This is a genomic window from Providencia sp. PROV223 (genome assembly GCF_028479245.1).
Classification (GTDB): Bacteria; Pseudomonadota; Gammaproteobacteria; order Enterobacterales; family Enterobacteriaceae; genus Providencia; species Providencia rettgeri.
On the sequence record NZ_JAMPNG010000005.1, the window covers coordinates 42,566 to 55,352 of the forward strand.

Annotated in this window: 9 protein-coding genes; 3 read left to right on the top strand and 6 right to left on the bottom strand. The window is 37.3% G+C overall.

Annotated elements, in window-relative coordinates:
- Nucleotides 1-70: 70 nt before the first annotated feature.
- The 3 genes from oppA to PR767_RS07850 form a co-directional block, all read right to left on the bottom strand.
- Nucleotides 71-1,711 (bottom strand): oligopeptide ABC transporter substrate-binding protein OppA, encoded by a 1,641-nt coding sequence (oppA, locus tag PR767_RS07840; protein ID WP_272520102.1) that lies wholly within the window; start codon nt 1,709-1,711, stop codon nt 71-73.
- A 102-nt stretch (nt 1,712-1,813) separates the two neighbouring features.
- Entirely contained in the window at nt 1,814-3,403 is a 1,590-nt protein-coding gene (locus PR767_RS07845; protein ID WP_272520103.1) for an ABC transporter substrate-binding protein, read from the bottom strand.
- A 539-nt stretch (nt 3,404-3,942) separates the two neighbouring features.
- Nucleotides 3,943-4,587, bottom strand: a complete 645-nt coding sequence (locus tag PR767_RS07850) for a YchE family NAAT transporter (RefSeq protein ID WP_004254112.1) — start codon at nt 4,585-4,587, stop codon at nt 3,943-3,945.
- A gap of 482 nt (nt 4,588-5,069) precedes the next feature.
- On the opposite strand from PR767_RS07850, the gene adhE reads away from it, so the two are divergent.
- On the top strand, nt 5,070-7,739 hold the full coding sequence (gene adhE, locus PR767_RS07855; protein WP_272520104.1) for a bifunctional acetaldehyde-CoA/alcohol dehydrogenase: 2,670 nt from the start codon (nt 5,070-5,072) through the stop codon (nt 7,737-7,739).
- A 233-nt stretch (nt 7,740-7,972) separates the two neighbouring features.
- On the opposite strand, the gene PR767_RS07860 is transcribed toward adhE, so the two are convergent.
- Nucleotides 7,973-8,602 (bottom strand): thymidine kinase, encoded by a 630-nt coding sequence (locus PR767_RS07860; RefSeq protein WP_109913227.1) that lies wholly within the window; start codon nt 8,600-8,602, stop codon nt 7,973-7,975.
- Nucleotides 8,603-9,134: 532 nt separating this feature from the next.
- On the opposite strand from PR767_RS07860, the gene hns reads away from it, so the two are divergent.
- Nucleotides 9,135-9,545: a histone-like nucleoid-structuring protein H-NS gene (gene hns / locus PR767_RS07865; RefSeq protein ID WP_004254106.1), complete on the top strand. Its 411-nt coding sequence runs from the start codon at nt 9,135-9,137 to the stop codon at nt 9,543-9,545.
- Nucleotides 9,546-10,009: 464 nt separating this feature from the next.
- On the opposite strand, the gene galU is transcribed toward hns, so the two are convergent.
- Together galU and rssB are read right to left on the bottom strand one after the other, a co-directional pair.
- Nucleotides 10,010-10,930, bottom strand: coding sequence for a UTP--glucose-1-phosphate uridylyltransferase GalU (galU, locus tag PR767_RS07870; protein ID WP_004911149.1), 921 nt, complete (start codon nt 10,928-10,930; stop codon nt 10,010-10,012).
- Nucleotides 10,931-11,089: 159 nt separating this feature from the next.
- Nucleotides 11,090-12,100, bottom strand: coding sequence for a two-component system response regulator RssB (gene rssB / locus PR767_RS07875; RefSeq protein ID WP_109913228.1), 1,011 nt, complete (start codon nt 12,098-12,100; stop codon nt 11,090-11,092).
- A gap of 125 nt (nt 12,101-12,225) precedes the next feature.
- Here rssB and PR767_RS07880 point away from each other — a divergent pair, with 125 nt between their 5' ends.
- On the top strand, nt 12,226-12,705 hold the full coding sequence (locus PR767_RS07880; protein ID WP_272520105.1) for a YchJ family metal-binding protein: 480 nt from the start codon (nt 12,226-12,228) through the stop codon (nt 12,703-12,705).
- The last annotated feature ends 82 nt before the right edge of the window (nt 12,706-12,787 follow it).

Sequence of the window (12,787 nt, forward strand, 5' to 3'; positions counted from 1 at the left end):
GCTCTTTCCTACTTCTATTGCCTAAATAGGCGAATATCTGGCTCCAATAAATGGAGCCAGAGCAACTGTATTAGTGTTTAATAATGTATAAATCTTTTGTATGCAGGTTATCTAATGGGTCTTTGCCACTATAACCACCGACATAAGGTTTCACTAAACGCGTGTTAACATAATAGTAAAGAGGAACAATACCGGAGTCTTTATCGAGTAATTTTTCGGCTTGTTGATAGAGTTCTGCACGTTCATCATCTGTTTTGACTTGCAATGTTTTTTTCATCACCGCATCAAAATCTGTATTTTTATAATGAACCGTATTATTACTGCTGTAGGAAAGTAACATATTCAGGAAGGAGGAAGGCTCGTTGTAGTCGGCACACCAGCCTGCACGCGCGACATCATAGTTACCTTGATGTCGGCTATCTAAGAAGGTTTTCCACTCTTGGTTCTCTAGTTTCACTTGCGCGCCAATATTTTTCTTCCACATAGAAGAAGCTGCGATGGCAATACGCTTATGTAAGTCTGAGGTATTATACAACAGGTTGAATTTTAATGGGTTGGCTTTGTTATATCCCGCTTCTTCTAGCAACTGTTTCGCTTTTTCATTACGCTGCTCTTGGGTCATATTCGCATACCAATCCGGTTTTTCTGTTTTCATACCGCTGGTAAATGGTGGTGTGAAACCATATGCAGGAATATCCCCTTGCGCTTTGACCTTATATGTAATCGTATCTCTATCCATAGATAGCTTTAACGCTTCACGAACACGAGGGTCATTAAACGGCGGTTTTTCATTATTAATTTCATAATAGTAAATACAGAGATACGGGTTTACACGTAACTCATTCGGCATATTTTGTTGTAAGCTTTTAAACTGCTCGATAGGTAAGTTACTGTATGTCATATCAATTTCACCACTTCGATAGCGGTTAACATCAGTGACTTCTGAAGAAATAGGTAAAAATGTAACTTGATCAATAACCGTATTCGCATTATCCCAATAGCTTGGGCTACGTTCTAATACAATGCGCTCGTTTACCGTCCAATCTTTTAATTTATATGCCCCATTCCCCACAAAATTCTGTGGCTGCGTCCATTTAGCGCCATGTTGTTCAATGACTTTTTTATTGACTGGCGACATAGATGAGTGCGCTAATAATTTAGGAATATAGGGAACGGCTTCACTCAGTGTAATAACTAGGGTTTTATCATCAAGGGCTTTAATACCAAGTTCTTCCGGCTTTTTCTTACCCGCGATAACATCGTCAATATTCTGGATGTGAGCATATTGCAAATAACTTGCATAAGGCGATGCGGTATCAGGGTCAGCCAATCGTCGCCAACTATACACAAAATCCTCTGCCGTGACAGGGTCACCATTAGACCACTTAGCGCCATCACGAATTTTAAATGTCCACTCTGTAAAATCTTTATTTTCCCAGCTGGTTGCCGAACCAGGTAAAATTTCACCATCAGGCCCCACTATCGTGATCCCTTCGAAAAGATCTCTCGCTAAAGCGGATTCAGGCACCCCTTCAATTTTATGTGGGTCCAAAGATTGAGGTTCTGAACCATTATTACGAACCATTACCTGTTTTTCTGCCAGTTCAACACCAGCAGGAACCGTTGCAGCAAAACTTGTTGCTATAGAGCCCATTCCTAACCCAGCCATTACGCTAAGTGCAATAATCGATTTATTGATTGATTTACTCATCTTATCGGTTACTCCCATATATATTATTATGATTGTGTGTTGATGCATGTTCACCTACGAGATGAACACTTTTTATAATTATTTAGATATTATTAATTAGGTTCATTTATATAACCGTTTAATATCCGTATAATCAAGAGGGTCATTACCTTTAAATCCACTAACACTCGGTTTTATCATTCGAGCACTGACACGATAATAAACAGGGACAATAGCCGAATCCTTGTCTAGCAGAGCTTCCGCTTGTTGGTATATCGCATGACGAGATGAAGGATCTGGTGCAATTAACGCTTTCTCAAGTAAGGCATCAAAGTCCGGATTATTATAAAAAGAGGTATTATTACTGTTTTGAGACAGCATCATGTTCAAAAAGGCGGTTGGTTCGTTGTAATCTGCACACCATGTCGCCCTAGCAACATCGTAGTTTCCTTCATGACGACTTTGTAATGATGTTTTCCATTCTTGGTTTTGCAACGTAACTTGTGCGCCAATATTTTTCTGCCACATGGATGCCGCAACAATAGCTTGCTGCTTATTTTGATCTGAAGTGTTGTACAGTAAAGCAAATTTCAATGGGTTTTCTTTGTTATAACCGGCCTGTGAAAGCAAATCTTTTGCTCGTTGGTAACGTTGCTCCGCCGATAAATTTGCCCAATTAGGTAATGTAAAATTGCCATTATTAATAAAGGTTGGCGTAAAGCCATAAGCGACTTTTTGCCCTTGCGCAATAATTTTGTTAGTGATTGTTTCTCTATCTAACCCTAGTTTTATAGCTTCACGCACCCTCGGGTCATTAAACGGCGCTTTTTGATTATTAATTTCGTAATAGAACGTACACAAATAAGGCCGAACATATAACTCATTAGGCCTTTCTTGCTGCATTTTTTTATATAAAACAGGTGGGATTGCAGAATTAGATATGTCAATTTCACCACTACGATAACGATTAATATCGCTCACTTCGGAACTAATCGCTAAAAAGGTCGCTTGCTCAATACGGCTATTCTGGTTATCCCAGTAAAATGGATTTCTTTTGACAACAATACGTTCATTTACCACCCAGTTATCCAATACGTATGCCCCGTTCCCAATAAAATTTTGAGGCTGGGTCCATTTATCGCCATGTCGTTGAATTGCAGATTTATTCACGGGTTTCATAGATGTATGGGAAAGCATATCTACAAAATAAGGCACAGGGTGGCTAAGCGTTACTTGTAAATGTTGCGGGTCAAGCGCCTTCACTCCCAGCGCTGTTGCTGGCATTTTCCCTGCTAAAATTGCATCTGCATTTAAAATATATGCATTTTGTAAGTAACTAGAGTAAGGCGAGCCGGTATTTGGGTCAGACAAGCGTTGCCAGCTATACACAAAATCTTCAGCGGTTACTGGCGAACCATCACTCCACTTTGCATCATCTCGTAAAGTAAAAATCCACGTGGTGAAATTTTCATTACTCCAACTCTTAGCAACACCAGGAACCGATTTACCGTCTACATCGGTATACACTAGACCTTCTAATAAGTTTAATATCACATTGCTTTCTGGCACCCCTTCCACTTTGTGGGGGTCAAGTGAAGTCACTTCTGAGCCATTGTTAATTGTAATAACCTGTTTTACTTTTTCTGTGGCACTTGCCTGTAACGTAACAAATAATAAAGAGAGTACACCAAAACCAAGTGTTGATTTGAACATCCTATCCCTCATGATTCATTGATGGTGCTATAACCTCACTAGCAACCTTCTTTATGCTAATATTTAAGCCCTAGTACCGCTATTTCCTTATGGGCAATCCACTTAATGAACTCAAATAATTAAAACAATTAATTAACATTAGTTAGTTAAAAATTTTAAGTAAGTTTTAAAAAAACAGGTGGCATGATTATAATTCACTTATATTACAATGATTTAATAAAATATTGGTTATATACTATAAGATAGCCCCCAAGCACATTTCCAAACATATCATTAACAAACGCCAATTAGAATAGTGAATAAATTTACATAGCTCACAATTCCTTACTTTTTATCCCTGTTTTAGCAATAAATGCCACATATAATTACAGGCATCATTTTTTTAGACGTGATTATTGATAGCTAAAATTTTAGCCAGCCAATTAAAGAAAAGGGAAATATGCTATCTGAATAGCAAAACTGATATGTGTAATACGAGGTAAATTAGCAGTGGGTATGGCTGCAATAGGGCCGATTTGCAGCCATAAAAAGAAATGAGATTACAATAGGCCTGGGAATATGGCCTTAACACCCGTCACAATAAACTCTATTCCCAGCGACATCAGTAATAACCCCATGATACGAGTCACTACGTTGATCCCTGTTTGACCTAAGTAACGAACCAATAAAGACGCTGAACGAAATAATAACCAACAACAAAAGGCAAAAGCGATACTCGTCAACGCTAAGCCTAAAAAGTTTTGCCAACCATGCCAACGAGATGACCATACAATACAAGAACTTATTGCACCAGGCCCCGCCATTAGAGGTAAAGCTAAAGGTACAACACCAATGCTATCCCTAACCGCAGTTTCCGTTTTTTCTTGCTTGTTCTGTTTGTCTTCACCAATTTTACCGCTAATCATTGACATCGCGATTGTGACGATCAAAATCCCCCCAGCAATACGGAAGGAATCAATTGAAATACCAAATAATTGCAGTATTGAGTCACCAATTAATAATGATGTACATAAAATGATCGCAACTGAGGTATTTGCAATGGTGTTAGTCTTATTTCGCCCAGCATTACTTTGATAGTTTGTCATACTAATAAACACAGGTAATATGCCAACTGGGTTTACAAGTGCAAATAAACCAATAAAAAATTTAATATAACCCGATAAATCAAGTAATGCGCTACTCACCCATTCATTTCCTTAAGCAATTCTCTTTAGAGATTCATTGATACCTTTCATAATTTTACCACCGATGTTATTAATTTCCTTGAGTAAAACAATATTTTCTTTAACTTGCTAAATTTATTTAATATTTAGTTAGATAGACATAGATTATCCGCACGAATTGTTTTGATAATATTAAATTAAGTAATAGATGAACAACATTTATTCAACTTGTGCATAAATACACGTGCTGAAAGGAGTCAGCTTAGCATTTTCGTGATTTAGATCACTTTATTTAATTACCGTTTTGTTAATCTACTCTTAACTGATAGACAGAGCTAATTAGGATATTAACTCAATATTGAATAAGGTTTTTAAGCCAATAAGCGATGATGAGCAGCGTTATTATAGATTACATCTATACTTTCATCTTTAAGCATTTCTTCGTTCTATAGATGCATTGCTCATTGGCTTAAAAAGTTTAACATTTATCAGGAGTAATCTATATGTCCGTAACTAACGTTACCGAACTCAATGAACTCGTTGCTCGTGTCAAAAAAGCTCAACGTGAATTCGCAACTTTCTCCCAAGAAAAAGTTGATGAAATCTTTAGAGCCGCTGCCCTCGCTGCTGCTGACGCACGTATCCCCCTAGCAAAACTTGCTGTCGAAGAATCTGGAATGGGCATTGTTGAAGATAAAGTGATCAAAAACCACTTTGCTTCAGAGTATATCTACAATGCTTATAAAGACGAAAAAACCTGTGGTACGCTATCTGAAGACCCAACATTTGGGACAATTACGATAGCTGAGCCGATTGGTATTATCTGTGGTATTGTGCCAACAACTAACCCGACTTCAACCGCAATTTTTAAATCACTCATTAGCTTAAAAACACGTAACGCTATTATTTTTTCTCCGCACCCTCGCGCCAAAATTGCTACTAACCGTGCAGCACAAATCGTGCTGGATGCTGCTATTGCAGCGGGTGCACCAAAAGACATTATTGGCTGGATTGACTCCCCTTCTGTTGAGTTATCCAATGCCTTAATGCACCATCCTGATATTAACCTGATTTTAGCGACAGGTGGACCAGGCATGGTGAAAGCCGCTTATAGCTCAGGTAAACCCGCTATCGGAGTTGGTGCGGGTAACACCCCTGTGGTGATTGATGAAACGGCAGATATTAAACGTGCTGTCGCGTCTATTCTGATGTCAAAAACATTCGACAACGGGGTTATTTGTGCATCTGAACAATCCGTTGTAGTCGTGGATGAAATCTACAACCAAGTTCGCGAGCGTTTTTCCAGCCATGGTGGCTACCTGCTGCAAGGAAAAGAACTCAAAGCAGTTCAAGATATCATCTTAAAAAATGGCAACCTAAACGCCGCCATTGTTGGTCAACCTGCTTATAAAATTGCCGAAATGGCCGGTATTAGCGTGCCAAAAACAACTAAAATCTTAATTGGTGAAGTAAAAACTATTGATGAGTCAGAACCGTTCGCCCATGAAAAACTGTCTCCATTATTAGCCATGTATCGTGGTAAGAATTTTGAAGATGCCGTTGCAAAAGCAGAACAATTAGTTGAAATGGGGGGAATTGGCCATACCTCTTGCCTATATACTGACCAAGATAACCAACATGAGCGAGTTAACTATTTTGGCCAAAAAATGAAAACTGCGCGTATTTTAATCAATACGCCAGCGTCACAAGGCGGTATTGGTGACCTGTACAACTTTAAATTAGCGCCTTCTCTTACACTAGGTTGCGGTTCTTGGGGGGGTAACTCCATCTCTGAAAACGTCGGTCCAAAACACCTTATCAATACCAAAACTGTGGCGAAGAGAGCTGAAAATATGTTGTGGCATAAACTTCCGAACTCAATCTACTTCCGCCGTGGTTGTCTACCTATCGCCCTTGAAGAGATTGCAACTGACGGTGCAAAACGCGCCTTTATCGTAACCGATGGCTATCTATTCAATAATGGTTATGTTGATGAAGTCATTAGCGTTCTCAAAAAACATCAGATTGAAACTGATGTTTTCTTTGAAGTTGAGGCAGACCCGACATTAACGGTTGTTCGTAAAGGTGCAGCACAAATGCAAGCATTCCAACCTGATGTCATTATTGCATTAGGTGGTGGTTCACCAATGGATGCGGCTAAAATTATGTGGGTTATGTATGAACACCCCGAAACTCATTTTGAGGAATTAGCATTACGTTTCATGGATATACGTAAACGTATCCACCGTTTCCCTAAAATGGGCGTTAAGGCTAAATTAGTTGCTATCACAACGACCTCCGGTACGGGTTCAGAAGTGACTCCATTTGCGGTAGTGACTGATGATAAAACAGGCCAAAAATATCCATTAGCGGATTATGCATTAACACCAAATATGGCAATTGTTGACGCGAACTTAGTCATGAATATGCCTAAATCGTTAACAGCTTTTGGTGGTTTAGATGCTGTCACCCATGCATTGGAAGCTTATGTTTCTGTTTTAGCAAATGAATTTACTGACGGACAAGCACTTAAAGCCCTGAGTTTATTAAAAGATTATTTACCAGCCAGTTACCACGAAGGCGCTAAAAACCCTGTTGCAAGAGAACGTGTACATAACGGAGCAACACTTGCGGGTATTGCATTTGCAAACGCATTCTTAGGTGTCTGTCACTCAATGGCTCACAAACTTGGTTCAGAGTTCCATATTCCTCATGGCCTTGCGAACGCATTATTAATTTGTAATGTTATCCGTTTTAATGCTAATGATAACCCAACAAAACAAACTGCGTTTAGCCAATACGATCGACCTCATGCACGTCGCCAATATGCAGAAATTGCAGATCATTTAGGGCTCACTAAAGTTGGAGATCGGACTGCTGAGAAAATTGAAAAATTACTCGCATGGTTGGAGGAAATGAAAGCTGATTTAGGCATTCCTAAATCTATTCGTGAGACTGGTGTAACTGAAGCCGACTTCTTAGCCCGTGTAGATAAACTTTCTGAAGATGCATTTGATGACCAATGTACAGGAGCAAACCCCCGCTATCCTTTAATCTCTGAAATTAAACAGTTATTACTGGATTCTTATTATGGTCGTGAGTTTGTTGAGCATCAAGATACGCCTGTGATTGATAAAGAGGAAAAAAAGCGCCTCAGAAAAAAACAGCCGTAAAAAAAGAAGTAGAAAAGAAAAACGCTAAGAAATAATGTGTTAAACATTATTTAAAATAAAGGCACTACAATTATTGTAGTGCCTTTTGTTTCACTATTTGAAATGGATGACAGCAAGAATACATAAAATCAATATTATATAAAATAATTTAACCCACTGAGTTGATTTCATTAACTGCCGTAATAATCCGATAACCGAAGCCTATTTTAGTCCCTACACCAAAATATTTCTGCTCATCGAAAATGAAGTGGCTGCTTAGGTATAACGCCCTCATTCATCAACTGAGCTTGTTTTATTGCTTCTGAATAGTGCTTACGACAAACAGAGATATACTTTTCATTACCACCTATATCAACTTGTAAGCCTTCATATACAGGCACCCCATCACTTCCTATACGTAATACCTTGCTCGCCTTACGCCCGCAATAGCAAACCGTTTTTAGCTCAACTAATTTATCAGCCCAAGCAAGCAAATATTGACTACCCTCAAATAATTGTCCTGCAAAGTCGGTACGCAATCCATAACATAAAACCGGAATATCCTCGTTATCGACTATGTCACATAATTCTTCAACTTGTTTTTTTGTTAGAAACTGACATTCATCAATAAGAACACAATGTACTTTTTGTACACTATTTTCTTTTTTGATTAACTCGGCCATATTTGTTGTTGTTGAGTATAGTAACGCTTCCGCAGATAAACCTATTCGCGATGAGACTTTTCCTTGTTCAAAACGGTTATCTATCTCTGCCGTAAAAATAACCGTACGCATTCCTCTTTCATTATAGTTATACGATGATTGCAATAATGACGTTGATTTTCCCGCGTTCATTGCTGAATAATAAAAGTAAAGCTGAGCCATTTGGCTGTTCCCTCAAAATTAATATACATAATAATTTTACCATAAAACATACTTGAGGATTAACAATATTGGTGTAGATGCCCTTTACTTATTGAAAATTTAACTTTTTTTTGGGGCTCAACTTGTACCTTATTGCAAATATTACTTAGCACGTATGCAATAAAAATCAATTTGATATTAACTATAAACAGTTTCAACTAAAGCACATTCCGCTAAAAAGCATCATCAAAAAAAGAAAATTTAAGCCTGACCTTCCCTTCAATTCATTCCGAGTAAAAGTAAAATGAGACACGCCTCTTCTTTTTTGAATTATTTAATCACTAAGATTTTGGCTTATTCCTATTTTTCGTTTAGTTCAGTTATTGATAATAGCTATATATATATCTACGAAAAGTTTATTTTTCTTTTGTAAAAAAATTGCATTCGTTAAAGATTACTTTTAAACTAAGGAAGTAATTTAGCTATTGCAGAATTTAAAATAGCATTCTATTATTACTGTACACATGCCAACAAATAATTTGAGACCAGGAAAATGAGCGAATCATTAAAAGCGTTAAATAACATCCGTACTCTTCGTGCTCAAGCTCGCGAAGTAACTTTAGAATCTTTAGAAGAAATGCTGGAAAAATTAACCGTCGTTGTTGAAGAACGTCGTGATGAAGAGAGCCAAGCTCGCGCGGAATTAGAAGAACGTAACCGTAAATTGGAAAAAGTTCGTGAAATGATTCTTGAGCAAGGCGTCGATTTAAATGACCTTCTGCAAACAATGGACTCAGGTAAAAGCACTAGCACCCGTGCTAAACGTGCTGCACGTCCAGCTAAATATAAATATGTTGATGAAAATGGCGAAACTAAAACTTGGACAGGCCAAGGCCGTACTCCAGCAGTAATCAAAGTTGCCATTGAAGAACAAGGCAAATCTTTAGATGATTTCTTAATCTAATAGCCTATACATGTATTCTAAACACCCTTTTATAAGGGTGTTTTTGTTTCAACCTTTATATATTATTTTATATTAACCTCTACTAAGAAAAAGCGCTTAGCTATTATAGCTCCCTTTTTTAGCACTAAAGCCGCATAACTACTGCCCACTTCAATTAACTGTTCTGTTTAAGCCTTTGCGCTGTATTATACTACCAATCAAATAATCATGATAAATAAAACAGAGTAGTAAAGATATGTAAGCTTAATTAGATAAACTTAAATATTGTTCAGTGATTTTATTTATGTAATGGGGTTATATGTTAATTTTTGTACACCTCTCACTTATAATGAGTAGCAACTAAACAGTCTAAATCAGAGCGATACGCCTTAATACCTGACGTTTATTGTTAATAATTTATTTTTTCACGCATAAAAAAGGCTAACAAATTAAGTTAGCCTTTAATAAAAATTTATTGTGAAATTTTATTTTGCTGCATTCAATGACGCTGATAATTTCTTCAGCCACTGAGTAAACTCTTCACCCAACGCATCATGCTGCATTCCATATTCAACAAATGCTTTCATATAACCTAATTTATTTCCACAGTCATGACTTTTACCACATAAGTGGTAGGCCTCTACAGGCTCATTATTTTCCATCATTAATGCAATAGCATCAGTTAATTGTATTTCATCACCAGCACCGGGAGCTGTTTTAGCTAATGCATCCCAAATCTTTTCAGATAAAACATAACGACCAACAATAGATAAATTAGATGGAGCTTCTTCACGTTTTGGTTTTTCAACCATACGAACAATTCTTTTGCTATCCCCAGGTGCTAGCGTTTCTCCACTGCAATCCACAATACCATAGCTAGATACATCTTCTTCAGGGACTGGCTCAACTAAAATTTGACTTGCACCTGTTGATTCATATTGTTCGAGCATTTCACGCAAGTTAAATTTAGTTAAATCTGTACTGTAACGGTCTAAAATGACATCAGGTAAAATAACCGCAAAAGGTTCTTCACCGACTAACGGTTTAGCACACAAAATTGCATGCCCTAATCCTTTTGCTATTCCTTGTCGCGTTTGCATAATCGTTACATGACTTGGACAAATAGATTGAACCTCATCCAATAACTGGCGCTTAACACGCGCTTCTAAAATAGCTTCTAACTCAAAGCTTGTGTCAAAGTGGTTCTCAATGGAATTTTTTGATGAATGTGTTACTAAAACAATTTCATTGATCCCCGCAGCAATACACTCATTAACAACATATTGAATAAGTGGCTTATCGACTATTGGCAACATTTCTTTTGGAATAGCTTTTGTTGCAGGAAGCATACGAGTCCCTAAGCCTGCAACAGGGATTACCGCTTTACGCACCTTGCGCTGTGTCATTTTTATCACTCCAGATATCATCCTTGCCTCTCAAATTTCACTAAAGTATCAAGAGGCATTTTAAGTGCGCAAAAGTATATCAGGAAATATTTATGAATAAATAGCGACGAGTCTGAATAGGGTTATTTAGATGACACATGCATGCATTTTAGACATTAATTATGTCTCCGGGTTAAACATAAGTTTTATTTTCTGACTATTATTACGTATTAAACACTGCCAAGCATTTCCTTTTACCTCTAAATGGTTAGATTGATAAAATTTAAGTGTACCTAAAGGAAGACTTCTTGGTAACTTAACATGCGTATTTTCTGTCGTTATTTCCGCTTCTAAGCCCGCACTCGCCATTATAATTGCTTTATTCTGTGTATTAAAATACCCCAATAAGAGAGGAAATTGCCCACTAAACCCCGAATCCTCTAGTAAATAATTTATTTGATTAATAATCCTATCAATATTCGGTAATTTTTTTTCTGGGTAGCTTACCGCACTTTTTAATAGGTCATTGAACACCACACGAATCAAAAAAGCAGCCATAATACCTTCTTGGGGAGAGCGCTCAGTGTCAATGCAGTAAAATCCTATTTGGCTGTCTGAAATAGCAGCTAAGTCTAATAATAAACCAAAGCGGTTAGCTTCATTAAGTTGGCGATAGTTAATTCGGTAATTATTTATAATTTGGTTTACTGGCGGTTGTAACTGCTTCAACACCGTCAACATATCTTGAGTATGATCTTGCATTAATGTAGAAATCTGATGAATTTCCTCTCCCATTAGCTCTGTTAGGCTATTTTTCTCAGGATACAGTGCAGAAAGTAGGGTCACTTTAACTTCATCTAAATTTTTTATTGGCTTAAGCAAAGCATCTTTAGCCCCTAAACGAAACATTCTATCTAACTGAGTAAAATCAGTTGTTGCCGTAATCACAATGACTGGAATATCAATATTACGAGCAATAAGCTCTCGCATAAACGCTTCACCATTCATTATCGGCATATTAAGGTCACAGAGAATGATATCAGGGGTGATACCGTTTATTGTTAACATCTCTATTGCTAATTGACCATTATCTGCGGTATAGATCTCAATACCCAGCGTTTCGAGGTAATTTTTTAAAATTGTACAGAAGGTGATTTCGTCTTCTATTATGAGTACTTTTCTATTTTTCATAAGATACCTACTGCAAAAGCCTGGTTTAATTAACAATACAATTATTCATACGATAAAATCATTTATTCGCCATCATTTAAGTATAGTGACTTTTCAATCTTATACTTATTTTTATAGAGAGTGTTATGAAATCACAAGTAGAAGATAGGTGTTGCTGTGGCAACGAAGCACAATTTGAACAATGCTGCGCACCTTTTTTACAAGGAAAATCTATTCCACAGACGCCTGAACAGCTTATGCGCTCCAGATATAGCGCTTATGTTCACCAAAATGCCGATTATCTGATTAAAACATGGCACCCGGATTGCCATGCTCAAGAATGGCACCACGAAATTGTAAATAGTTTTTCGAAGACACGCTGGTGTGGTCTTCGTGTTATTAGTTCTTCTTATGCTAAAAATCCCGATGAAGCTTATGTCGAATTTTCGGCTTGCTTTATTGATGAAAAAGCTGATCATAAGCAGCTTATTCATGAACGTTCACGTTTTATTAAGATGGATTCGTGTTGGTATTATATAGACGGTATTAACCCAAAAATTGGTCGTAATGATTTATGTCCTTGTGGCTCTGGTCAAAAATATAAAAAGTGTGGGCACCCAGACTAATTACCCTTTATTTAATGCCTGTCTAATGAGACACATTTAATACTCAATCTGTCGTTTTTTATATCGCTTTGTTAGTTAAGGA

Excerpts from the sequence above, each read along its gene's own strand:
- galU (WP_004911149.1), bottom strand. The coding sequence starts at position 10,930 with ATGACACAGCGCAAGGTGCGTAAAGCGGTAATCCCTGTTGCAGGCTTA.
- adhE (WP_272520104.1), top strand. The coding sequence starts at position 5,070 with ATGTCCGTAACTAACGTTACCGAACTCAATGAACTCGTTGCTCGTGTC.
- rssB (WP_109913228.1), bottom strand. The coding sequence starts at position 12,100 with ATGAAAAATAGAAAAGTACTCATAATAGAAGACGAAATCACCTTCTGT.
- PR767_RS07845 (WP_272520103.1), bottom strand. The coding sequence starts at position 3,403 with ATGTTCAAATCAACACTTGGTTTTGGTGTACTCTCTTTATTATTTGTT.
- PR767_RS07880 (WP_272520105.1), top strand. The coding sequence starts at position 12,226 with ATGAAATCACAAGTAGAAGATAGGTGTTGCTGTGGCAACGAAGCACAA.
- oppA (WP_272520102.1), bottom strand. The coding sequence starts at position 1,711 with ATGAGTAAATCAATCAATAAATCGATTATTGCACTTAGCGTAATGGCT.
- PR767_RS07860 (WP_109913227.1), bottom strand. The coding sequence starts at position 8,602 with ATGGCTCAGCTTTACTTTTATTATTCAGCAATGAACGCGGGAAAATCA.
- hns (WP_004254106.1), top strand. The coding sequence starts at position 9,135 with ATGAGCGAATCATTAAAAGCGTTAAATAACATCCGTACTCTTCGTGCT.